The following is a 22,383-nucleotide window of genomic DNA, read 5'->3' as shown; positions in this document are numbered from 1 at the left end:
TATTAAAAGAAGTAGAAAGGAACTAAGATGAATACGCAAAAAGGAATTCATTTTTCATTTAAAAAATTATGGTTGCTAACGAATCCTCCGACAGGAAAGTTACTCATTTCCTTTATACTGGCTTTAATTAATACCGGAGCGTCGCTTTCTATTCCTCTTGTCATCAAAGAAGTGATGGAAAAAATCGCAGCGGGCGTCTCACCGCAGATTATAGCAGGACTTCTCGGTTTATTTGCTGCTCAAATGATAACAAGCGCAGTATCTCTTTATCTTCTTGCTCAAGTAGGGCAAGGTGTTGTAAAAGAACTTAGATTCAAAGTGTGGGACAAGCTAATAAAGCTTCCGGTCTCATTTTACGATCAAAACCGTTCAGGTGAAATGGTAAGCCGCATTACAAATGATACAACCATTGTGATGAATTTATTGTCAACAGAAATGATTGACTTTGTAAAAAATATTTTATCTATTATTATTGCCGTTGTTATTTTATTTACGCTCGACGTACCCATGACGCTCATTTTATTAGCGGTTATTCCCGTTATGTTTGTACTGGTTATGCCGCTAGCGCGAAAAATACATAAAATTTCACGTGAGCAGCAGGATAAAATGTCCAAGCTTACGGCTTTTTTAGCTCAAATGCTGAGTGAAATCCGCTTGATTAAAGTATCCGGTTCAGAGAAAAAAGAAATTGATTCCGGCTTACAATCGTTTCAGTCACTCTACCTCTTCGGCGTGAAGCGAGCTAAAATTGAAGCCATCATTACCCCGATTATTAGCACAGTGATGACAGCTGTTATGATTACGATTGTCGGGTTTGGTGCATACCGGGTGAGTGAGGGACTTATCACTGCAGGAGAGCTGGTGGCTTTTGTTCTTTACCTTTTTCAAATTATGGTTCCGATTGGTTCACTTACCCGATTTGTCACGAGCTTTCAGCAAACCAAAGGAGCTTCAGAGAGAATCTTTGATATATTAGCTGAGAAAGAAGAGAACTATGAAAATGGAGAAGTGCTCGGACAAGTAGGGAGTTTAAGGTTCGATAAAGTTGCTTTTCAATATGAAGATAAACCAGTATTGCAGAAAGTTTCATTTTCTGCTAAAAAAGGAGAAGTTACCGCTTTTGTTGGACCTAGCGGAGCTGGAAAATCTACTGTTTTTTCACTTATCGAACGCTTTTATGAGCCTTCATCGGGGCACATATTCTTGGATGGAACAGACAGTCAAAACGTCAACTTACGTTCGTGGCGTCACCTGTTTAGCTATGTTCAGCAGGATTCTCCGATTTTAGCAGGAACAATTCGAGAAAATCTCATTTACGGATTAGAGCGGCATGTGACGGATGAAGAAATAGAAGAAGCAGCGAAGTTAGCAAATGCTCATCATTTCATTTAGTCCTTTGAAGCTCAATATGAAACAATGATTGGAGAAAGAGGTATTAATCTCTCAGGAGGCCAGCGACAGCGTATTGCAATTGCCCGAGCGCTGTTACGCAATCCCCAGTTTTTACTACTGGACGAAGCGACAGCTAGCTTGGACTCCGAATCAGAAAAGCTTGTGCAAGAGTCATTGGAAACGGTAATGAAAGGACGCACATCACTCGTCATTGCCCATCGTCTATCTACGGTCATTAATGCGGACCAAATTGTTGTAATAGAAGAAGGGCAGGTTACAGGTAGCGGAACGCATAAAGAGCTGTTAGCCTCTCATTCTTTTTACCGGCGTTTGGTAGAGCAGCAGTTTCAAACATCCCTATAGAACAAACAAAAAAAGACTGCTTTCAAGCAGTCTTTTTTTAGTTTATTTATTTAGCTTTTTAACTAATTCATCACCCATTAACTCAGAAGAAAAAGGATCTCGGCTTGTGACAATTTGATCATTTGCCCAAACAGCATATGCTTTTTTATCCATCTCAGGGATGTAATTAGCCACTTCACGAAGTTCTTGTTCTAAACTGTATGGTAAAAAGGGAAGTACTTCTTCTGGTTCAATTTCATCAGGATAACCGGTTACGTCTAGTCCTTTAATTAACAGTTCGTCATCGGATCCTTTCAAGAAAGCAAAAACAGAAGGTCCGTGACACTCAGCTGCTAAAATACCTCCGTTGTCGTACACTTTGTTCATAAGTGCATGCAAGTCCACATTTTTTGCTAAGTCAAACATAGCGCCGTGGCCGCCTACTACTAAAATAACGTCATAGTTCTCAGCATCTACTTCTTCAAGTTTCATTGTCTGATCCGCTCTTCCTGATTCATATAATTTCTTATACGTTCCGTCTGGATCAAAGTTTTCTGAAATACTTCGAACGTCTACTTCCGGCTTACCTCCAAAAGGTGAGGCTAAATCAACGGTGTGCCCTGCGTCCTCAAGCTTTTGCAGCGGAGCAAATAATTCTTCTGCCCACCAACCTGTGTGATAATCTTTCTCTTCGTATCCGCTTGATAATACAGCTAACACTCTTGCCATGTTTATACCTCCTAAATGATGTAAAACGTATAGTGATACATATCATGTATTCATTGTGAACTGTACCCTATATAAAAAAACTTTAAACAATGGCAAGTTATGAAAAGGTAGCGTGAATCATAAACAAAACCAAAAAAGAGATAGCAAATTTAAGATGCCACTTTTTATCTGTACGCTTATAGCGCTTCACGCCCATCACGAGTAAACAAGCTAGAACAGCCATCGTAATAATTCCTGAAAAGTACGTAAAATCTGCTTGAAATCCTTTTATTAAAGCCATATAACCATGTAAAATAATCAAGGCCGTTGATATAAGCGCAATGGGAACGTGCCACTGACGAACGTACTTGGCTAAAAATTGGATAAGCGGTTTCAACTCAAAATTTCCTTTTTTTATGTGCGATAACGGTTTCCATTTTAATAATAAAAAAATAGGATAAATGGCTAAAGCTGCAAAGAAACCAATTCGTGCGATTGAACCAAGCTCTTTAAAATTTCCTTCATATATTTTAGAATCGATCGGAAGGGAATGTTTATAAATAGGGATGTAAATAAGCCCTGCTACAACTAGTAAAAAAGAGATAGTAAAGATAAAGATCACTTTTTTACGCTCACTTTTATTTTTGATTAATGTCTGTAGCCATGATTTTTTAGCTGAATTCATTTTCTTCCTCCTTGGAAAAAACTAGTTAGTGTCAGTATGAACTTTTTTTCTTAAAAATTCTTTAAAAATCTTTCTTTTTTAGAAAAATTCATTTTTTTCTTTGCAATACGCGTTATAGTTAAACAAAGGGTTTAAAAAGGAGATGAATACATGAAAAAAAGAATAAGTATATCTATAATCAGTCTTTGTTTACTTTTAACAGCCTGTGGTCAGGAACCTGCTCAAAGCACAAATGCTGAGCAGCCAAAACCGTTGGACGTAAATCTTCAAGGCCCAAAGGCGTTACAGAAAAATGAAAGCGGTATCTACAAAGCCGAAGTTACATATGGAGACGAAAAAGTAAAAAATGATGATGTTGAAATGATTGAATTTGAAATAGAGAAAAAAGATGGCGAAGGGAAAGGGGAAATGTTAAAGCCTAAACAAATAGGAGAAGGTGTATATGAAATACAAACATCTTTCTCTGAGCCTGGCACATATACCGTGCAATCACATGTTTCTGCAAAGGGAACGCATAACATGCCTCTTATAACCGTTACGGTTAAATAAAAAAAGTCAAGGATGCTAATTCCTTGGCTTCTTTTCGTTTAGTATGCCCATTGAATTCCCATTCTACAAGGGGAAAAGGTTATTTGGAATAGGATGATGTTTTCTATCATCAATTAAAGTAATGCACTGAGCCAGCTGTTCAATTCCTCGTTTGATCGTATTCGTATTTACTTGTGAGATGCTTAATCGGAGAAGAGTGTCTCGTTTGTATTCTGGTAAAAAAAATCTAGAAGCATCATCAACATATATGTGCTGCTCGTTTAGCATGTGAACGATCTGTTTTGCTGTCACATGCTCAGGTAAACTAATGGATAAATAGAATCCTGAAGTTGGTTTAGAAAAATGTGTATGAGCGGGTAGCAGTGAATCACATGCTTCTACAAGAGTTTGCATTTTGGTATGGTATACTTCTTTTATCTTTTTAAGATGACTAGTAAACATGCCGCTTTTTAAATAAATTTCCAGAGCACCTTGGGAAAGCGCTGAACTATTAAAATCTGAACTGAATTTATACCGTAAAAAGTTGCTATTCATTAACGAAGGAAGCACGACAGCAGCAATACGTAACCCAGGAAGAAAGATTTTCGAAAAGCTTTTAATGTAAATAACTCGTCCAGAAGGATTAAAAGAAAATAAAGGATCTGATTTTGCATCGGGATCAAGGTCGCCCAAAAAGTCATCTTCCACTATATATACATCGTATTTTTCGGCTAGCTCCACGATTTTTTTCTTCTCAAAATTTGTATAACAATGTCCAAGAGGATTGTGAAATCTTGGAATAATGTAGAAAAATTTTATATCATTATTTCGAAAAATGTACTCCAAACGATCAAGATCAATCCCTTTCATCGATAGCTCGATCCCAAAAGTAGTAGCTTGGTGCAGCGTAAGAGACTCGATAAAACCGAAATAAGTGGGCTGTTCAATTAGGATATTATTTTTTCCATTTGGAAAGGGCATAGAAACTAGTAAGTGAAGAGCTTGCTGAGATCCGGATACAACAACTAACCTTTCAGCTTGAGTGAATACCTGTAGGTTCTGCAAGTGTTTCACTAACTGTACCCGCAATGAGTAAGAGCCTTGTTGATCAGAGTATGTAAAAAGCTCTTCTTTGTAGTGTTCAATCGCTTGGTTTATACAATGCTGAAATTCAAGATAAGGCATAACGTTTTTATCTGGACCAGCAGACAAGAAATCAATCACTTCATTTTCATTCGCCCTATGTTGAAATTCTGCCACAACGTAGTAGCCGCTTTTAGGAACAGAATAAATTAAATGCTCTTTTTCTAGTTCGCTGTACGCTTTGATAACGGTATTCTTGCTGCACGAAAAATGTTGGGATAGTCGGCGAACAGAAGGGAGTTTACCACCTGCAATAAGCGATCCAGTTGCTAGGCCAAGCTTAATTTCTTCCATGATTTTCAGATATTTTAAACTCATAGGTCCTACTCCTTTAATGTGTACCCGTACAGATAGGTAAAAGAATGATTTATTTTAGTAGTTGTCCTGCGCTATCCTTTTAATTATATCAGAAATTTTTTTAGAAAAATGGTACAGTTCTGAAAAATAAAAAGACAGGGGTAGGGTAAGATGCAAAAGAAAATTAGAGAGAAAATGGGCGTATTGTTGGGATTAGTAGGCGTTATCTGTTTTAGCTTAACCCTTCCTTCTACAAGCATTGCAGTCGAGTATTTCGGAACGACAGTCGCCGGTTTAGGAAGAACAGCTGTAGCTGCTGTTTTAGTAGCTGTGATATTGATTGTACGAAAAGAAAAATTTCCTTCTCTTCGCCAATTTAAAAGTCTGCTGATCGTTGCTTTAGGCGCAGTTTTAGGGTTTCCTCTGCTCACTTCTTGGGCAATGAAATCATTGCCTGTTTCTCACGGAGCGGTTGAACTCGCTCTTTTACCATTAGCCACAGCCGGTTTTGCGATGTTTAGAGGGGGTGAACGTCCTTCTTTAAAATTCTGGATATCAAGCATGATTGGTTCTGCAGCTGTTATCGTGTATGCTCTTCACCTAGGCTTTGGCCAACTGCAGTTTGCCGATGGAGCTTTACTAGCAGCGGTGCTGATACTTGGACTGAGCTACGCAGAAGGAGGGGTGTTAGCAAGAGAATTAGGCAGCTGGCAAGTTATTGCTTGGGCCATTATCATCGGTGCGCCATTTTTTATGATTCCAGTGGGACTAAGCATTACAGCTGAGATGCTTCATGCGCCTTTACAAGCGTGGGTTAGTTTGATTTATCTCTCAGTAGTGAGTCAATTTTTAGCATACGTTGCTTGGTACAGCGGGATGGCTATGGGGGGAATAGCCAGAGTTAGCCAGGTTCAATATTTACAGCCATTTTTAATGATTCTGTTTGCAGCTCTATTTCTAGGCGAATCAATTACACTGTTTACTCTTGCTATAGCAATAATTGTTGTCTTTTCGGTTGTACTAGGCAAAAACGCCTCGGTATCAAAAAAAGAAGTGCATCCACAGAAAATGATGAATAAAGACGCTTAACTAATATGTGCATTTGTTACATTAAAACAACATGCTCTATTCCCGTTAGCAATCGGCAGGTTCATTCAGTCTCCTGTTTTTCTATGTAAGTTTCACGAGCCAAAAGATAAGAAATGAATGAATTTCCTATGTAAAAAAGGTATATAACGGTTTTTTTTCACATAGGTTGAACATTATACAAGAACTTGTACACCGAAAAAATACAATTAGACAAATAATTCGTATTGGGCTTGTCATATACATAGAGAGAAGAGGTAGTGATGAAAAAGGACGGGAGATAGAGGAGATAACGAGATGAACACTTTTTTGAAAGGAACGTTTATTCTAGCAGGTGCTGCCTTTGCAGGAGAGTTAATTGAATTTCTTGTAAATATGGTACTTGCTAGAGAATTAGGGAGGGAAGGCATGGGCATGTACATGACTGTTCTTCCTATCATTTTTCTTATTGCCACCGTAGCCAACTTAGAACTGCCTATTTCTATTTCTAAATTTCTTGCTGAACATCATCGCAAAGAACATCAGCATATGATGAAGCATGCCACCATTTTTGCGACTGCTGTGAGCTTGGGAATCTTTTTTATTACACTGGCCGTATTAGCAGCCTTTCCATTTTTTAGTCACTATCATCCTTACTTGAAATGGGTTGTACTATGTTTCATTCCGGTTGTTTCATTTTCAGCGGTGCTTCGTGGATATTTTACGGGTAAAAATAATATGACGACTATCGCTGTGTCTAATTTTATCCGCAAAGCCTTTCAGCTAACGATTTTATTTGTTGTTTTTCAAATGTTTGCTTTCACAGATGTTAAAATGTCGCTGTTTATTGCGATTTGTACGCTAATTGGAACCGAAGCTGTTATTTTGCTTTATTTTTTTATCACGTATGTTACTCAGTTAAGTGTTTTATCAAGAGGGCACAGACCTCTGCTTTCTCCAAGTGAGATTCGAAAAAAGCTGTTAGGCGTCTCACTTCCGACCACGGGACTGCGTTTATTTAATGCGGTATGTAATGCTGTTCAGCCGTTTTTAATCAAACACGCGCTCGTTTTATCAGGCATGACTTTAACTGGGGCAACGCAGCATTTTGGTATGCTAACAGGGGTAGCGATGTCGATCGGCTTTTTTCCGGCTTTCTTTGCTCATTCTCTTTTAGTAGCACTAATACCTGCTGTATCTGAAGCTCATGCGAAAAATCAGGAAGAACAGCTTCAAAGACTTTTGACTCAAAGTATGCAAATGACATTTTTATATGGGATTCCGTCTATAGTGGCGATGTATTTCTTTGCTGAGCCGCTTACTAACTTGTTTTTTCATTCTACAGAGGCCGTGTACTATCTAAAGGCTTTATGGCCGTATTTTCTTTTTCACTTCTTTGCCGTCCCGCTTCAAGCTTATTTAATTGGACTTGGCTATGTAAAAGATGCTTTTTATCATACGATTTGGTCTCATATTGTATCTTTTTCCCTGATGTTTTTCTTAGGGTCACAAACAAATATTGGCATGCAGGGAATTATTATCGGGATGAACTGTGGCGTGGTTGTCTTGACCGTTCTGCATTATGTAACGATTTGCAAAGTCATTAACGTTTCCTTTTTTTCACTTAAGCATAAAACGCATTTATCGTAAAAAAACCTCCAACAGTGAAGTTGGAGGTTTTTTGGTTACCAGTTATTCATAATTGAGCTAAACAGTGTAGCAGGATCTTGTCCGCCGCCGCCTGATAAGTATTTCGTTTTTTGCGTAGAATTGGCGTTATCAAAGCCAGCGTGGATAGAAACAACTGCATCATCGGTATACCCGACAAACCAAGCATCTTTGTCATCGTTGGTTGTACCGGTTTTACCTGCAGCATCTCGTGAAGAACGAGCGTTAACACCTGTTCCATAGTTTTTTTCAATGACATCTTGCAGCATAGATGTCATCGTATCTGCATTTTCTTCACTCATTACTCGCTCTGTCTGAATGTCCGGCTTCTTCACTGCACCGCCGCGCATCTCGAGTTTTCGAATCGCGTATGGTTTAGTCATAATGCCTTTGTTAGCAAAAGTCGTGTATCCTTGTGCTAACTGAAGGGGAGAGAACGTTGTTGTCGTTCCTCCAAGGGCAAGTCCTAATTTTGACTTATCGTCATCTTCAAGAGGAAGCCCAGCTTTTTCCATGAATTTTGCACTGGTGCGAGTACCTATTTCATTTAAAAGCCAAACGGCTGGAACGTTAAGCGAACGAGTAAGCGCTTGGCGCATTGTAACATGCTCTTGATATTGTCCATTTGCATTTTTAGGACTGTATCCACCGCCAAAGTCCTGGCGTTCGTCACTTAACAGTGAAGTTGGCGTATAGTCTCCAGTTTCTAATGCAGGACCGTATACAGCTAACGGCTTAATAGCTGAGCCAAGCTGATAGCCGCTAGTAGCGCGGTTTAAACCGTTCCGCTCATAGCTGCGTCCTCCATACATAGCCGAAATAGCGCCCGTTTTAGGATTGACAGCTGAGATTCCTACTTCTACTTTGCTGTTAATGTCATCATCTCGGAACGTATGATTTGCTACAGAGTTATTAATCGATTCCTGTAAATTAGGATCAAAATCTGTGTAAATCGCATAGCCGCCTTCATAAAGATCGTCAGCTGATACGCCGTACTGCTGAGCAGCTTCTTTGATGGCGTAGTCAATAAAGGCCTGATTTTGGTTTGCTTTTTTGACCGGAATGCTTGGCTTTACAACACGTTCGTTTAGTGCTTGTTGATACTGCGTGTCACTAATAACGTTTTGGTCATGCATCAGTCTTAATACAACGTTTCGTCGGGCTGTCGCTTTTTCTGTACTATTGCTTGGTGAATACGTACTCGGCGCTTTTGGCAGTCCTGCTAAAAGCGCAGCTTCGCCTACGGTCAAATCTGATACAGGCTTATTAAAATAAAGCTGAGAAGCTGCACCAATACCATATACACCGCTTCCGAAATAAATTTGATTTAAATATAATTCCAAGATTTGATCTTTTGTAAATTGTCTTTCTAAGCCTAGTGATAGAAACATTTCATCTACTTTACGTTTAATGGTCTTATCACTAGATAAGTAAAGATTTCTTGCTAACTGCTGTGTAATGGTACTTGCGCCTTCAGCTTTACTCATTGTTACAATGTTCTTAAAAAGTGCGCGGCCAATACCTTGTAAATCAATCCCAAAATGCTTGTAAAAGCGGCGGTCTTCCGTTGCAACAAACGCCATTTTTACATAATCGGGAATTTCACTGCTCGAAACATTTTGACGGGGAACGGTTTTATACAATTCGTCAATCTTACGGTCATTTTTGTCATAGACTACCGTACTTTGAACCGACTGCAGTTTCGAGTAAGATAAATCAGCCGTTTGCTGAAATTGCTTTAATACATAGGTAACTCCTAGCATTACAATTAAAACAACGACTAAAAAGGCTAAAATAAATTTCCTCATGTTGGTTCACTCCACTAAGTAATAATTCCATGTTCACACATAGCTACATTCTTCGTCTTTACAAGGTCGTTATGTAAAGAATGCTAAAGTTTGTTGACCCATTCAATCTTTTAATAGAGAGATGGATGATAAAGTATTAACGTTCACAAGCTGACGCGCTAAGTTTAATAAAGGCTATTATTCAAGTGCAGGTAAGTTTTTAGGGTATAAGATGATTGACATAAATAGCTCTTTACGCAGTTATTTTTTGCTTACTCGCAGATGCTTCGTTTTTTTATTAAACTGAAACGAAGTAAAATACAATCATCTGAACTTAGTTTACCCATAAATTTGTGTTTGTCAAATAAAGTCGTATAAAGCACCATTCGGGGCTTTGTTCCCCTTTATAAAAAAACAAGCTGGTATTTTACGTTCTGTTTCTCATAGAAAAAAGTCGTTATAACACGTATACGAAATACGATTTAGTACGTTCGGGTATAAATGCTGATATCTGTTGAAAGTAACGAAATAAAGCAAAAATTAACTAATTTATCAGACCAGGGCACTTTTTATACGACGGAGGACGGGGGAGTTTTAATCATTATCCACCTTTTGACGGGAGCACTTAGCTAAAAGTGGAATATTTCTTTCCCTGTTCTAAGTCAAACGAATTAAATACCTAGCTGCATATGAGCAATGGCTATATGAAGTTATTCAGTATTATGTGATACTGCCAGCAAAACATACAGGTATTTCTTTGACAGTAGTTCCTTTACAAATGCTTCGAAAGTTCTTATAATAAAATTATCTTTAATTCGAGATATTTAAAAGGAGTGGATATACGTGAAACATATTTTTAAAAAAGGAATGGACGAGACGAAACCGACTTTATTGCTATTGCATGGCACAGGAGGTATAGAACAAGATCTGCTTCCTGTTGCAGATATGATTGATTCCTCTTGCTCCGTATTATCTGTAAGAGGAAATGTACTAGAAAACGGAATGCCCCGTTTCTTTAGACGTTTACAAGAAGGAGTATTTGATATAGAAGATTTAATTGAACGTACAAAAGAACTTCATCAATTTTTAGATGAAGCGGCTGAAACATATTCATTCGACCGAAACAACATCGTAGCTGTAGGCTACTCAAATGGTGCCAATATTGCAGGAAGTTTGCTATTTCATTATAAGAATTCTTTAAAAGGGGCGGCTCTTCTTCATCCGATGGTTCCAAGAAGAGGAATTGAAGTGCCTAAGACCGACGCTTCTATCTTTATCGGCGCAGGTACAAACGATCCTATTTGCCCAGCATCAGAAACGGAAGAACTTTCTGCGCTTTTAGAAAAAGCCGGAGCGGACGTACAGGTGTATTGGGAATCATTTGGTCATCAGTTAACACGAACAGAAATTGAAGCAGCTGAAAAATGGTATCGGTCAAAATTTTAATTTAAAAACTTTCCGCACTCGTGCGGGAAGTTTTTTATTTTTTAAAAATAATGACAGTTATCGTACAAAAGATAGATATAAATGGTAAAAAGTACTTTTTTTACTGAATGAAGGGAAATTTTATGATATCATTTTATTTCCGGTATATCCTTGCAAAACAGCTATTTTTAGGTAAAGTATTAAATTATTTTAAAATTCCTGGCTTCTATCACAAAAAAATGAAACCAAAGTCTGAGTAAACCGTTATAATAAATGCAGGATTTAAATTCAAAAGGATGGTTAAAAGCATATGACTCGTTTTTTTATTGTTTTACTTTTCGTTCTAATGGTTATATGTGTATATACCATCATTTCGCAAACCCTTTACCGTCGCTATCATTCATCAGTCATAATAAAAGGGGCAAAAAAGCATAAAATAGCTATAACATTTGACGATGGACCTCATCCTGTTTATACGCCAAAAATTTTGGACTTGTTCAAACTGCATGAAATGAAAGCTACTTTTTTTATTGTGGGAGAACTAGGGGAAAAACACCCGTCTATTTTAAACAGGATGATCGATGAAGGACATGAAGTAGCGATACATCATTATCGGCATGTGAGTGCATGGACGCAAACACCTTGGCAATTAAAAAGACAAATTCATCAATGTGCACAGGTTATAGAGAAAGTAACAAATCAAAAGCCGCTTTTTTATCGTCCGCCGTGGGGACATTTAAATATGAGCAGTTTATCAATGGCCAAGCCATATCACCTTGTGATCTGGACAGGAATCTTTCAGGATTGGACGTTAAAAACAACGAAAACGGCATTAGTTCAAAAACTAATGCGTAAAGTAGAAGATGGAGCCATTTTTGTGTTACACGACAATGGAGATACCCCGGGAGCAGATGAAAAAGCACCTGAAATGACGATTGCGGCGTTAGAAGAATTTTTACCTTACTTAAAACAGCAAGGGTATGAAAGTATAACCATGCAGCAATTGATGAATCAATCGTAAATAGAGGAGCGAGCAGTGGACTTAACAATTATTTCTCAGTATATACATTCCTATGGTTATATTGTTATTTTACTTGTACTTTTTTGTGGGATTGTTGGAATTCCAGCGCCTGAAGAATCATTTTTAATATTATTAGGCATGTTTATTGCCAAACATCAGCTGAACTTATACGAATCATCTCTTTTTGCTTTTTTAGGTGTTATAACTGGAATGCTTACTGCTTACGGGCTAGGAAGGTATGCAGGAACCCCGTTTTTTGATAAATACGGAAAATACGTAGGGTTAACCAAAGAGAAAATTGAAGCCGCAAGCGGCAGCTACCATAAATATGGGATATGGACTATTTTATTTGGTTTATATATTCCAGGCTTGCGTCAGATTAGCCCATATATGGCGGGAATAAGTCGCTATCCGTTTTTGCTTTATTTATTGTTATCGGTAGTAGGAAGTCTAGTATGGGTCCTTTCTTTTCTGATTCTAGGTTACTACGTAGGAGATCGAATTCATATTTCGTATATTATCATGGGCGCTGTAGCTTTTTTTGTCATTTATTTACTTATAAAAAGAAAAAGAAACCGAAAACGTCTTGAGAGGAGGGATGGTCAATGAGGAAGGTTTTATTCTTACCGCTTTTTCAGATGCCATCTGGTCATCACCAAGTAGCAGACGCCGTTATGGATGCCATCATGGAGCGTTTTTCGCACGTTATTTGTCAAAAAATTGATTGTTTAAGTTATTGGAGCAAACCGCTTGAACAAATGATTTCATCGATATACATGAAATGGATTTCTGTTTTTCCAAAGCAGTTTGAAAAATTTTATTACGGTCATGTATACAAAAAAAACGACCATACGATGGATGATTTTGTTGTGAAAAAGTGGCCGATTATCGAATACCATATGAAGAAATTAATTGATGCAGAGCAGCCGGATGTCATTGTTTGTACACACAGCTTTCCTTCCTGTGTATTAAGCGGGTTAAAAGAAAAAGGAATCATTGATCTTCCTATTATAAACGTATACACAGACTTCTTAGTAAGCGACGTATGGGGTAAAAATGGAATTGAGCTTCACTGCGTGCCTGATCAGGATACAAAAGCGTTTTTACAAAACGTTCACGGTGTAAAAGAGTCTTCTATTTATGTAACGGGCATTCCCGTTCATAAAGCGTTTTTAAAAAGACGGATTGACCATCTTATGCCACAGAAACATATACTGATTGCCGGAGGGAATTCCGGCCTTGGAAATGTACGCAAAATGCTTCAGCAGCTTCCGCAAAACTGTACGTATATGTATTATGTGCTGTGCGGAAAAAACAAAAAGTTATATCAAGAACTAATAAAATTAAACCACCCGAGAATTAAAGCGGTCTCGTATGTAAAATCGAGAGAGAAAATGAATGATTTATATGAGGGAGCAGATGCCATTGTCACAAAAGCGGGGGGAGTGACAATTAGCGAAGCCCTTCATAAGAGACTACCTATTTTTATTCATTCATCTCTTCCCGGTCAAGAACAAATTAACATTGAATATTTAAAAGAAAAAGAGCTGCTGATACCGCTTAATGATGCTGAAGCCTTTGAACAGCAGCTTAAGAACATTTTAGAAAATGATGTGAAACGAAACCGTTTGATAAAACGGATGGACGAATATGTAGACAGCTTAGAAGTAAAAGTAGATCGCGTGCTTGCAGATCACTTTAAGCTGTATCGATATGAGACAAGTCAAAATCAATTTTAAGCAGAACATTGGTTATTTCTTTTTACATTCGATAAACTAACTGTAGAGATAACATCTGTAGAAGGTTAGATGAAGTAAAAGGAGATTATAATATGAACTCAGTTATTGAAACGATTTTAAATCATCGTTCTATTCGCAAATATGAAGACAAACCATTGTCGGAAGAGCAAATTCAGACGATTGTAGAAAGCGCACAGGCAGCTTCCACATCAAGCTATATTCAAGCGTATTCCATTATTGGAGTAAAAGATAAAGAAATGAAGCGAAAGCTTGCTCAATTAGCAGGAAATCAGCCTTACGTAGAAACAAATGGACACTTCTTTGTATTTTGCGCTGACTTTCATCGTCATGATGTCATTGCGGAAATGGAGAAAAAAGATTTATCGACAGCGCTCGAAAGCACAGAGCAGTTTATGGTAGCTATTATTGACGTTGCCCTTGCTGCGCAAAATGCAACGCTTGCTGCTGAATCAATGGGACTTGGAGCTTGTTACATTGGCGGTTTGCGTAACGAATTAGAAGAAGTAAGCAAATTGTTAAAACTGCCTCATCATGTAATTCCGTTATTTGGTCTAACGGTTGGACATCCAGCGGGTATTACGGATAAAAAGCCGCGCTTACCATTTAAACATGTGTATCATGAAGAAACATATGAGCCGAACGATGAGCAGACGAGAAAAGAATTAACAGCGTATAACGAAGAAATTTCTGCTTATTACAACGAAAGAACAAATGGCAAACGCCAAGACACATGGACTGGTCAAATGGCCGACATGCTTTCCAATCCTAAGCGTATGTATATGAAGGAATTTGTTGAAAAGCAAGGATTTAACAAGAAATAAAAAAGCTGGGAAAAAAGTATTTTAGCCGAATTGAAAAGCGAACCGCTGATCAAAATTTTTGATTAGCGGTTCGCTTTTTTTGTTATGGTGAACATAGGTTTCATTTATGTAGTTCCTTCTAGCAGTTGATTGGAGGACAAGGCGAAGACTCCTGCGGTAAAAGCGGAACAGAGGAGACCCCGCAAGAGCGTAAGCGACGAGGAGGCTCAGCAGCCGCCCGCAGAAAGCGACGTCTTGCACGGAGATCAACTGCGGTGTCACAAGCGTTTAGCTCATGTATCCCATTTGTTCGCCTTTAGATTGGATTCATTTCGTTATGTCTCAACCTCTTTTTCTGTTGTGAAAAAAACTTAATATACCCGTTAAATGGTCAATAAAAAAGAAGAAGCATAGCCAGCAATGATAGAGAAATTTAACTATTTTAGTAAAAACAACAATAAAAAGAAGTAAAAAGTAGAAACGTTTCATCATATAGCCAAATTATCAGAAATATTACGTTTAAACGTTCCGTTTTGTTAAGTTTTGTAATAAAAGTAGCATGGCTCTGTAACGGCTGTGAAATGTGAGGATGATATCATTCAATCATTGAGTAAATAAGGAGGTATTCGTAATGAAAAAATTTATATTTACTCTAGGAACAACAGCAATCCTTTCAGCAGGATTTGTAGGTGCAGCTTCTGCTTCTACAAGCGGAACGTATCACGTAGAAAAAGGTGATACGTTATGGAAAGTCGCTCAAAAGCACAGCGTGAGCGTAGACGAGCTAAAAGATGCAAACAACTTAACATCTAATATTATTTATCCAAATCAAGAATTAAACGTAGCTACTATAAAAGAAATGACGCACAAAGTTCAGCAAGGAAACACATTATGGTCCATCAGTCAGCAATACGGCGTGACGGTAGATCAAATTAAAGAATGGAACGGACTGAAGTCAGATTTAATTTATCCTGGCGAACAATTAAAAATTCAGTCTCCAAACGGCCAAGCTCAGCAATCAAGCCCTTCAGTAGCCCAAGCTGCTCCAGAAGCTCAGCAAGCTCAAGTGCCGGCTGAACAAGCTCAAAAAGAGCAACAGCAGGCTCAAGCCGAACAAGCTCAAAAAGAGCAACAGCAGGCTCAAGCTGAACAGGCTCAAAAAGAGCAGCAGCAAGCTCAAGCTGAACAGGCTCAAAAAGAGCAGCAGCAAGCTCAAGCTGAACAGGCTCAAAAAGAGCAGCAGCAAGCTCAAGCTGAACAAGCTCAAAAAGAGCAGCAGCAAGCTCAAGCTGAACAAGCTCAACAACAACCTGCTGAATCGTCACAACAAGCCAGCGGCAAATCAATGACAGTTGAAGCAACTGCCTATACGGCTAATTGTGCTGGATGTAGCGGTACAACTGCTACAGGAGTGGATTTAAAAGCAAATCCAAATCAAAAAGTAATCGCTGTTGACCCTAGTGTTATTCCATTAGGTTCGAAAGTTTATGTAGAAGGCTATGGTGAAGCTGTAGCTGCCGATACAGGTGGAGCAATTAAAGGTAATCGAATTGATGTATTCGTTCCTTCTGAAGGTGATGCTCAACAGTTCGGAAGAAAATCTGTTAAAATCACGGTTATGAACTAAGAAGTTCTTTATAAAATTGCTAGTCTAGTATAGAAATACATAGCTAGTAAAGCAAAAGAGGTGCCATATGGCACCTCTTTTTACTTTATAATACGCTTTGCTCCCGCATAGCTGTTTTTCCAGTACGCTGTTGAAAGTGATTGCGTTTTAACGCCTTTGCTGCTGACATAAATGAATTCTTGTTTGTCTAGGTAAATTCCTACGACTGAAACGGATTTGCCGTTTTTAAAGAAAACTAAATCTCCAGCCTGCAGGCTGTTTTGCTTTACGTCCGTGCCGCTTTTATACTGATCTGCTACTGTACGGGGGATAGAAATATTTGAACCCGCGTTTTTATATACATACTGTGTGTACCCTGATACATCAAAACCTTTTGGTGTCGTGCCTCCATATTTATAGGGCTTTCCAATTAGCGTTTTGGCATACGATACAATTTGCTGCTGTTTTGCACTAACAGAAGCTTGAGGTGCTGGAGCCGGCGAAGGTGCGTTTGTACTTTTCACTTTCAGCACTTGTCCAACTTTTAGCGCATCTGTTTTTAAATTGTTTAATTTTTTTAATTCAGCTACCGTCATGCCGTACTTTTTAGCGACTGCTGTCAGCGTGTCTCCTTTTTTCACCGTGTAGGTGCCATTGCTATCAGCCGGTGTAGATGGAGCTGTTGGTGAAGGTTGAATATCTTCATCAAGCAAATAACTCATATTTGCGTTAAACGTTACTTTTCGCTTCGTTTTATAGCTCTTCGCTTTTTGCTGAAATTGCGTATTGTATGCGTTGATTTCTTTTTCAAAATTTGCAGAGATCTTATTAAATTCCGCGTCACTTACATCTCCATACGCATAGTCTTCAAGATCCACAATGTAATTGTAAAGAGCAATTAAGCTGTCGTATAAATACCCTTGAAGCTGATCAGCTTCTGAATTAAGGTGATTCATCGCATAATTTTTATCAGTCTTTGTTAGAAACTGGTCAATTTGATCCGCAAGCTGATCATATGCAGCTAACGCTTTTTCGTCATCTTTTATTCCTTCAATTTCTTTTAGCTTTTTTTCTACGGTTTTATAAAATGGTGCGTAATAATCTGCTAGCGAATTAACGTCTTTTTGATAAATGCTGACAGAAGAAGCAGCATAAGCAGAGTGACTAAAAACAGGCGTTGTCACCGATGCTCCTACTAAAACGGATGCTGCTATAAATGGTACAAGTAGTTTCTCTTTTTTCATTTGTAAAGTCCCCCAAATATCCAAATAATAGTATAGCAGATAGATTATACTATATTAGGTTATAAAAGAACTAGTACTTTTCCTTTAATTTCATATTTTTTAGCAGTTTGCGTACCTAATAGAAGATAATCTAAGGAACAAAGAAAATATGTGATACAATGTACAAATATTCAGTTAAAAAGGAAGTGTACGATATGCAGCAATTTATCAAAGAAATAGCGCGCGGAAAAAGAGGATCAACTGACTTAACGTATGAACAAGCAAAAGAAGCAGCTCGCTTAATCGCTTCAGGACAAGCTACGGATGCTCAGATCGCTGCTTTTTTTATTGCGGAACGTATTAAAACTGAAAATGCAGATGAACTATTGGGATTCGTTCATGCTTTTCGTGAAAAAACAAAAGAAATACCGCTGTCTCAGCCGTTAAAAGATAAATCAATTGATTTTGCAAGCCCTTATGCAGGGAGAAATTCATTTTTTGCGACCATTCCTGTATCGATTTTATTAGCTGAAAGAGGTGTGCCAGCTTTTTTACACTGTACAGAAGCACTTCCTCCAAAGTTTGGAACAACGATTGAAGACGTACTTCATTCATTACAGATCCCTCAAGCTCAAACGATTGAAAACATCGGTCATGTGTTTGAAACGTTAAAAATTGGCTTTGTAAATGCCGAAACAATTTCTTATCCTCTTAGTCGCATCAAAAAAATTCGTCATGAAATTGGTGTAAGGACACTTATTAATACGGTTGAAAAACTACTAAACTTATCGAATGCTTCTTCTTTAATGATGGGGGCTTTTCATCGTACGGCCATTAATAAGATTGTGCCTATTTTTGCTTCTCTGCCTTTCAAACACGTATACGTGGTACAAGGGATAGAAGGATCAGAAGATGTACCTGTACATAGAAGCAGCTTTGTTTTTACTATCTCACAAGGAGAGATGGAGTCGTTTATTGTCAATCCAAAAGAATACGGACTGTTTGTGGAAGAAGAGCACTTTGAAAAGAAAATAAGTGTTGAAAAACAAGCGGAATATGTGACGCGCATTCTGGAGGGTGAATCTTCTTCCGAACTGACTTATGTCTATAATCAAGTAGTATTAAACGCTGGCTTGCGCTATTATCTATTTGGCTATGAAGCTTCTATTGAAAAAGGAGTAGACTATGCAAAACGTCAGCTAGCTGAAGGTTTGGGCTGGAAACACCTGCAGAAATGGAAAACACAAGCGATTTCAGAAGAGTAAAAGGTGAGCAAACATGCTCATCTTTTTTTATCGGAAGAGATAAATTCTTTGTTTTTTGTCAGAAAATTTACTATAATTAGTTATGTATTTGTGTTAGAAAATATCACATTTGATGTTAATAAGAAAATAGATTAGCAGAAAGGAAGCTTTCATTGAAACTTACGTCGAGAGAACAAGAGAAATTAATGATTGTCGTGGCTGCAGACTTAGCAAGACGCCGTCAGACAAGAGGATTAAAACTTAACTATCCCGAGGCAGTAGCTATCATTACATATGAAATTATGGAAGGAGCTCGTGATGGCAAGACGGTAGCACAGCTAATGCGAGAAGGTACCAAGATTTTAAAACGAGAAGATGTAATGGAAGGTATTCCGGAAATGATTCATGATATTCAAGTAGAAGCTACCTTTCCAGACGGAACCAAGCTCGTCACTGTGCACGATCCAATTCGTTAAGAGGAGGGAAAGATATGATTCCAGGGGAATATTTTTTTAAAAAAGACCCAATCACATGTAATAACGGAAAGAAATCAATTAGCGTGACTGTAATCAACAGAGGCGATCGACCTGTTCAGGTAGGGTCCCACTTTCATTTTTTTGAAGTGAATGCTGCGCTCGAATTCCCCCGAGAAGCTTCGCTTGGCTATCATTTAAATATTCCGGCCGGTACAGCCGTTCGTTTTGAACCAGGTGATGCAAAAGAAGTGGATCTCGTAGATTTCTCCGGAACAAGAGAAATCTACGGTCTTAACAATAAAACAAACAGATCGCTTTCTGATAGAAAGGAAGATGTATAAGATGAGTTTTCAAATGTCGCGACGTCAGTATGCAGATATGTTTGGACCAACCGTTGGAGATACTGTTCGTTTAGCAGACACAGAGCTATTTATTGAAATTGAAAAAGATTTCACCACGTACGGAGATGAAGTAAAGTTCGGCGGAGGAAAAGTCATTCGTGACGGAATGGGGCAGCATCCTCTTGCAACACGAAGCGAAGCAGTGGACTTAGTGTTGACAAATGCAATTATTGTTGATTATACAGGCATATATAAAGCAGATATTGGAATAAAAGATGGACTCATTCAAACCATCGGAAAAGCGGGCAATCCCCTGCTGATGGATGAAGTAGACATCATCATTGGTGCGAGTACAGAAGTGATTGCAGCAGAAGGGAAAATTGTAACCGCCGGCGGTATTGATGCACATATTCATTTCATTTGTCCGCAGCAAATTGAAACTGCTCTTGCCTCTGGCGTGACAACAATGATTGGAGGAGGAACGGGACCGGCTACAGGAACAAAAGCTACAACTTGTACACCCGGAGCTTGGCATATTGAACGAATGCTTGAAGCTGCTGAAGCATTCCCAATGAATATTGGCTTTTTAGGAAAAGGGAATGCAAGTGCCAAAGAGCCTTTAATTGAGCAAATTGAAGCTGGAGCAATTGGACTAAAGCTTCATGAAGACTGGGGAACCACGGCATCTGCCATTGACACAAGCTTACAGGTAGCAGACGAGTACGATGTTCAAATTGCGATTCATACAGATACTTTAAATGAAGGCGGCTTTGTCGAAGATACGATTGCAACGATTGGCGATCGAGTCATTCATACCTATCATACTGAAGGAGCTGGAGGCGGACATGCACCTGATATTATGGAAATGGCAAGCTTTCCAAACGTGCTTCCATCATCAACTAATCCAACAAGACCCTATACTGTCAACACGCTTGAAGAACATTTAGATATGCTCATGGTATGTCATCATCTTGATCCCTCTGTACCAGAAGACATCGCTTTTGCTGATTCTCGCATTCGCAAAGAAACGATTGCAGCTGAAGATATTTTACACGATTTAGGTGTATTCAGTATGATTTCTTCAGATTCCCAAGCAATGGGGCGTGTAGGAGAAGTGATTACAAGAACGTGGCAAACAGCTGACAAAATGAAAAAGCAGAGAGGGAAACTTGATGGTGACAGCGAAGCTGGCGATAACGCACGTGTCAAACGCTATGTAGCCAAATATACGATTAATCCAGCGATTGCTCATGGAATTTCCGAATACGTAGGATCAGTAGAAACAGGGAAAATGGCTGACTTAGTCCTATGGGAGCCAGCTTTTTTTGGAATAAAGCCTGACTTGATTGTAAAAGGCGGTTTGATTGCACACAGCTTAATGGGAGATCCTAACGCTTCAATTCCAACTCCACAGCCGGTTTTATACCGTCCGATGTTTGCTTCTTATGGAAAAGCAAGAGCTAAAACGTCTCTTACGTTTGTGTCAAAAGCAGCGTACGAGAACAAAGTGGGCGAGAAACTGGGGTTGCAAAAGCTGCTTAAACCGGTCAAAAATATTCGTCAATTAAAAAAAACAGATATGAAGTTAAACGGGGAAATCCCTAAAATTGAAGTTGATCCCCAAACGTACGAAGTAAAAGTAGATGGACAAATGATTACATGTGAAGCAGCAGAAGTTGTGCCTATGGCGCAGCGATACTTTTTATTTTGAGGTGAAAGAAATGGTAATAGAAAAAATTATCGGAAATATGGCAACATTAGAAAAACGGGCTCCGCATATAGAAAAGGTATATATCGAAAGTGATCACTTAGTAAAACGCGTTCAGCGCGTTGTAACAGATCACGGTAAGGAACTAGGAATTCGTCTAAAAGAAAATCGCGAGCTCACCGATGGCGACGTGCTGTTTATGGATGAAAGCAATATGATTGTTGTGCAGGTGCTGGCAGACGATATTTTGACGATTCAGCCGATTGATATTCAGCAAATGGGAGAAATTGCTCATCAGCTTGGCAACCGACATTTGCCGGCACAGTTTGAAGGTGGAGACATGCTCGTACAGTACGATTATTTAGTCGAAGAATTGCTCCAGCAGCTTGATATTCCCTATAAGCGCGAAGAAAGAAAAGTAAAACAAGCTTTTAAGCATATCGGACACAGTCATGACTAATTCATTGTTTTCGCTGATTCAACTATGTGATTCAAATTTTCCATCCGGTGCATTTTCACATTCGTTTGGCTTTGAAACGTATATTCAGCGAGATCAAATTTACAACACAGAAACCTTTCAAGAAGCGCTTCGTACATACCTTGATGTTCAGCTGACGTATACGGACGGCTTAGCATGCAGACTGGCTTATGAGTATGGGGCTCATGACCAGTTTAACGAAATTATGAGAGTGGATCATGAATTATACGCTCTTGCTTTGTCAAAAGAAACAAGAGAAGGGACAAGACGCGTGGGCCAGCGCATGTTAAAACTTTGCTTAGAGTTATTTCAAGGCTCTTATTTAGAAAAGTATATTAGTGAGGTAAAAGCAAAGAAGGCGTATGGACATCCTGCTGTTGTATTTGCGTTAGCCAGCCTGCAGTTAAATATCACAAAAGAAGAGGCAATTTTAAGTCACTTGTACGCTAGCATTTCTTCGTTAATTCAAAATGCTGTTCGCGGCATACCGATCGGTCAAACGGATGGACAAAAAACGCTCGTTCTTTTTCAGCCGCTGCTGCAGCAAGCACTTCAGCATATTTTACAAGCGGATCAAGAGGAATTTGGTGCCGTGACACCAGGGTTAGAAATCGCTCAAATGCAGCATGAACAATTGCATGTCCGATTGTTCATGTCATAAAAAAGGAGGGAAGGCCTTCTAAAGA

At 38.7% G+C, this 22,383-nt stretch carries 20 protein-coding genes and 2 pseudogenes; 17 read left to right on the top strand and 5 right to left on the bottom strand.

What is annotated here, in order from left to right:
* The first annotated feature begins 27 nt into the window (after positions 1–27).
* Positions 28–1,755 (top strand): annotated as a pseudogene (locus ACN6NE_RS27110) (ABC transporter ATP-binding protein).
* A 42-nt stretch (positions 1,756–1,797) separates the two neighbouring features.
* On the opposite strand, the gene ACN6NE_RS27105 reads toward ACN6NE_RS27110, so the two are convergent.
* Both ACN6NE_RS27105 and ACN6NE_RS27100 read right to left on the bottom strand, forming a co-directional pair.
* The gene (locus tag ACN6NE_RS27105) at positions 1,798–2,463 is read right to left on the bottom strand and encodes a type 1 glutamine amidotransferase domain-containing protein (protein WP_129710415.1); all 666 of its coding nucleotides are present in this window, start codon (positions 2,461–2,463) and stop codon (positions 1,798–1,800) included.
* A gap of 97 nt (positions 2,464–2,560) precedes the next feature.
* Positions 2,561–3,127 (bottom strand): hypothetical protein, encoded by a 567-nt coding sequence (locus tag ACN6NE_RS27100; protein ID WP_129710414.1) that lies wholly within the window; start codon positions 3,125–3,127, stop codon positions 2,561–2,563.
* 150 nt (positions 3,128–3,277) lie between these two features.
* Here ACN6NE_RS27100 and ACN6NE_RS27095 point away from each other — a divergent pair, with 150 nt between their 5' ends.
* Entirely contained in the window at positions 3,278–3,676 is a 399-nt protein-coding gene (locus ACN6NE_RS27095) for a FixH family protein (protein ID WP_474328371.1), read from the top strand.
* 63 nt (positions 3,677–3,739) lie between these two features.
* Here the strand turns inward: ACN6NE_RS27095 and ACN6NE_RS27090 are convergent, their stop codons facing one another.
* Positions 3,740–5,116 (bottom strand): aminotransferase-like domain-containing protein, encoded by a 1,377-nt coding sequence (locus tag ACN6NE_RS27090; RefSeq protein ID WP_129710412.1) that lies wholly within the window; start codon positions 5,114–5,116, stop codon positions 3,740–3,742.
* A gap of 150 nt (positions 5,117–5,266) precedes the next feature.
* Here ACN6NE_RS27090 and ACN6NE_RS27085 point away from each other — a divergent pair, with 150 nt between their 5' ends.
* A complete protein-coding gene (locus tag ACN6NE_RS27085; RefSeq protein ID WP_474328369.1) occupies positions 5,267–6,184 on the top strand; it encodes a DMT family transporter in 918 nt (305 codons plus the stop codon).
* 294 nt (positions 6,185–6,478) lie between these two features.
* Entirely contained in the window at positions 6,479–7,810 is a 1,332-nt protein-coding gene (locus ACN6NE_RS27080) for a polysaccharide biosynthesis protein (RefSeq protein ID WP_028409125.1), read from the top strand.
* Positions 7,811–7,845: 35 nt separating this feature from the next.
* On the opposite strand, the gene ACN6NE_RS27075 is transcribed toward ACN6NE_RS27080, so the two are convergent.
* Positions 7,846–9,636, bottom strand: a complete 1,791-nt coding sequence (locus ACN6NE_RS27075) for a transglycosylase domain-containing protein (protein WP_474328366.1) — start codon at positions 9,634–9,636, stop codon at positions 7,846–7,848.
* A gap of 822 nt (positions 9,637–10,458) precedes the next feature.
* Here ACN6NE_RS27075 and ACN6NE_RS27070 point away from each other — a divergent pair.
* From ACN6NE_RS27070 to ACN6NE_RS27040, 7 genes and pseudogenes are all read left to right on the top strand, one after another.
* Positions 10,459–11,061 carry an alpha/beta hydrolase gene (locus ACN6NE_RS27070; RefSeq protein ID WP_474328364.1) on the top strand — a complete coding sequence of 201 codons (603 nt, stop codon included), beginning with the start codon at positions 10,459–10,461 and terminating at the stop codon, positions 11,059–11,061.
* Between the two features lie 289 nt (positions 11,062–11,350).
* Complete coding sequence (locus tag ACN6NE_RS27065) at positions 11,351–12,061, top strand: polysaccharide deacetylase family protein (RefSeq protein WP_129710408.1); 711 nt, start codon at positions 11,351–11,353, stop codon at positions 12,059–12,061.
* A gap of 15 nt (positions 12,062–12,076) precedes the next feature.
* Positions 12,077–12,670, top strand: coding sequence for a DedA family protein (locus ACN6NE_RS27060; protein WP_013057665.1), 594 nt, complete (start codon positions 12,077–12,079; stop codon positions 12,668–12,670).
* The gene (locus tag ACN6NE_RS27055; protein WP_013057664.1) at positions 12,667–13,800 is read left to right on the top strand and encodes an MGDG synthase family glycosyltransferase; all 1,134 of its coding nucleotides are present in this window, start codon (positions 12,667–12,669) and stop codon (positions 13,798–13,800) included. The genes ACN6NE_RS27060 and ACN6NE_RS27055 overlap by 4 nt, the downstream gene beginning before the upstream one ends.
* Positions 13,801–13,892: 92 nt before the next feature.
* Positions 13,893–14,642: an oxygen-insensitive NADPH nitroreductase gene (gene nfsA / locus ACN6NE_RS27050; RefSeq protein WP_129710406.1), complete on the top strand. Its 750-nt coding sequence runs from the start codon at positions 13,893–13,895 to the stop codon at positions 14,640–14,642.
* 125 nt (positions 14,643–14,767) lie between these two features.
* Positions 14,768–14,985 (top strand): annotated as a pseudogene (locus tag ACN6NE_RS27045) (hypothetical protein).
* 267 nt (positions 14,986–15,252) lie between these two features.
* The gene (locus ACN6NE_RS27040) at positions 15,253–16,248 is read left to right on the top strand and encodes a 3D domain-containing protein (RefSeq protein WP_474328360.1); all 996 of its coding nucleotides are present in this window, start codon (positions 15,253–15,255) and stop codon (positions 16,246–16,248) included.
* An 80-nt stretch (positions 16,249–16,328) separates the two neighbouring features.
* On the opposite strand, the gene ACN6NE_RS27035 is transcribed toward ACN6NE_RS27040, so the two are convergent.
* Positions 16,329–17,471, bottom strand: coding sequence for a C40 family peptidase (locus ACN6NE_RS27035; protein WP_129710404.1), 1,143 nt, complete (start codon positions 17,469–17,471; stop codon positions 16,329–16,331).
* 194 nt (positions 17,472–17,665) lie between these two features.
* Between ACN6NE_RS27035 and ACN6NE_RS27030 the strand changes: the two genes are divergently transcribed.
* From ACN6NE_RS27030 to ACN6NE_RS27005, 6 genes are all read left to right on the top strand, one after another.
* Positions 17,666–18,715 (top strand): anthranilate phosphoribosyltransferase, encoded by a 1,050-nt coding sequence (locus ACN6NE_RS27030; RefSeq protein ID WP_474328359.1) that lies wholly within the window; start codon positions 17,666–17,668, stop codon positions 18,713–18,715.
* 152 nt (positions 18,716–18,867) lie between these two features.
* Positions 18,868–19,170 carry an urease subunit gamma gene (locus ACN6NE_RS27025; protein ID WP_013057659.1) on the top strand — a complete coding sequence of 101 codons (303 nt, stop codon included), beginning with the start codon at positions 18,868–18,870 and terminating at the stop codon, positions 19,168–19,170.
* Positions 19,171–19,184: 14 nt separating this feature from the next.
* Positions 19,185–19,511 (top strand): urease subunit beta, encoded by a 327-nt coding sequence (locus tag ACN6NE_RS27020; RefSeq protein ID WP_474328356.1) that lies wholly within the window; start codon positions 19,185–19,187, stop codon positions 19,509–19,511.
* A gap of 1 nt (position 19,512) precedes the next feature.
* Complete coding sequence (ureC, locus tag ACN6NE_RS27015) at positions 19,513–21,222, top strand: urease subunit alpha (protein ID WP_474328354.1); 1,710 nt, start codon at positions 19,513–19,515, stop codon at positions 21,220–21,222.
* A 10-nt stretch (positions 21,223–21,232) separates the two neighbouring features.
* Positions 21,233–21,679 (top strand): urease accessory protein UreE, encoded by a 447-nt coding sequence (gene ureE / locus ACN6NE_RS27010; protein WP_129710401.1) that lies wholly within the window; start codon positions 21,233–21,235, stop codon positions 21,677–21,679.
* Positions 21,672–22,358, top strand: coding sequence for an urease accessory protein UreF (locus ACN6NE_RS27005; RefSeq protein ID WP_129710400.1), 687 nt, complete (start codon positions 21,672–21,674; stop codon positions 22,356–22,358). Before ureE ends, ACN6NE_RS27005 begins: the two co-directional genes overlap by 8 nt.
* Positions 22,359–22,383 lie beyond the last annotated feature (25 nt).

The organism is Priestia sp. 53B2 (genome assembly GCF_056099005.1).
This window is presented reverse-complemented; position numbering and strand designations above follow the sequence as displayed.

What these genes read in the sequence shown, in the direction of transcription:
- ACN6NE_RS27105 (WP_129710415.1), bottom strand. Translation starts at nt 2,463, where the DNA reads ATGGCAAGAGTGTTAGCTGTATTATCAAGCGGATACGAAGAGAAAGAT.
- ACN6NE_RS27100 (WP_129710414.1), bottom strand. Translation starts at nt 3,127, where the DNA reads ATGAATTCAGCTAAAAAATCATGGCTACAGACATTAATCAAAAATAAA.
- ACN6NE_RS27095 (WP_474328371.1), top strand. Translation starts at nt 3,278, where the DNA reads ATGAAAAAAAGAATAAGTATATCTATAATCAGTCTTTGTTTACTTTTA.
- ACN6NE_RS27090 (WP_129710412.1), bottom strand. Translation starts at nt 5,116, where the DNA reads ATGAGTTTAAAATATCTGAAAATCATGGAAGAAATTAAGCTTGGCCTA.
- ACN6NE_RS27085 (WP_474328369.1), top strand. Translation starts at nt 5,267, where the DNA reads ATGCAAAAGAAAATTAGAGAGAAAATGGGCGTATTGTTGGGATTAGTA.
- ACN6NE_RS27080 (WP_028409125.1), top strand. Translation starts at nt 6,479, where the DNA reads ATGAACACTTTTTTGAAAGGAACGTTTATTCTAGCAGGTGCTGCCTTT.
- ACN6NE_RS27075 (WP_474328366.1), bottom strand. Translation starts at nt 9,636, where the DNA reads ATGAGGAAATTTATTTTAGCCTTTTTAGTCGTTGTTTTAATTGTAATG.
- ACN6NE_RS27065 (WP_129710408.1), top strand. Translation starts at nt 11,351, where the DNA reads ATGACTCGTTTTTTTATTGTTTTACTTTTCGTTCTAATGGTTATATGT.
- ACN6NE_RS27055 (WP_013057664.1), top strand. Translation starts at nt 12,667, where the DNA reads ATGAGGAAGGTTTTATTCTTACCGCTTTTTCAGATGCCATCTGGTCAT.
- nfsA (WP_129710406.1), top strand. Translation starts at nt 13,893, where the DNA reads ATGAACTCAGTTATTGAAACGATTTTAAATCATCGTTCTATTCGCAAA.
- ACN6NE_RS27040 (WP_474328360.1), top strand. Translation starts at nt 15,253, where the DNA reads ATGAAAAAATTTATATTTACTCTAGGAACAACAGCAATCCTTTCAGCA.
- ACN6NE_RS27035 (WP_129710404.1), bottom strand. Translation starts at nt 17,471, where the DNA reads ATGAAAAAAGAGAAACTACTTGTACCATTTATAGCAGCATCCGTTTTA.
- ACN6NE_RS27030 (WP_474328359.1), top strand. Translation starts at nt 17,666, where the DNA reads ATGCAGCAATTTATCAAAGAAATAGCGCGCGGAAAAAGAGGATCAACT.
- ACN6NE_RS27020 (WP_474328356.1), top strand. Translation starts at nt 19,185, where the DNA reads ATGATTCCAGGGGAATATTTTTTTAAAAAAGACCCAATCACATGTAAT.
- ureC (WP_474328354.1), top strand. Translation starts at nt 19,513, where the DNA reads ATGAGTTTTCAAATGTCGCGACGTCAGTATGCAGATATGTTTGGACCA.
- ureE (WP_129710401.1), top strand. Translation starts at nt 21,233, where the DNA reads ATGGTAATAGAAAAAATTATCGGAAATATGGCAACATTAGAAAAACGG.
- ACN6NE_RS27005 (WP_129710400.1), top strand. Translation starts at nt 21,672, where the DNA reads ATGACTAATTCATTGTTTTCGCTGATTCAACTATGTGATTCAAATTTT.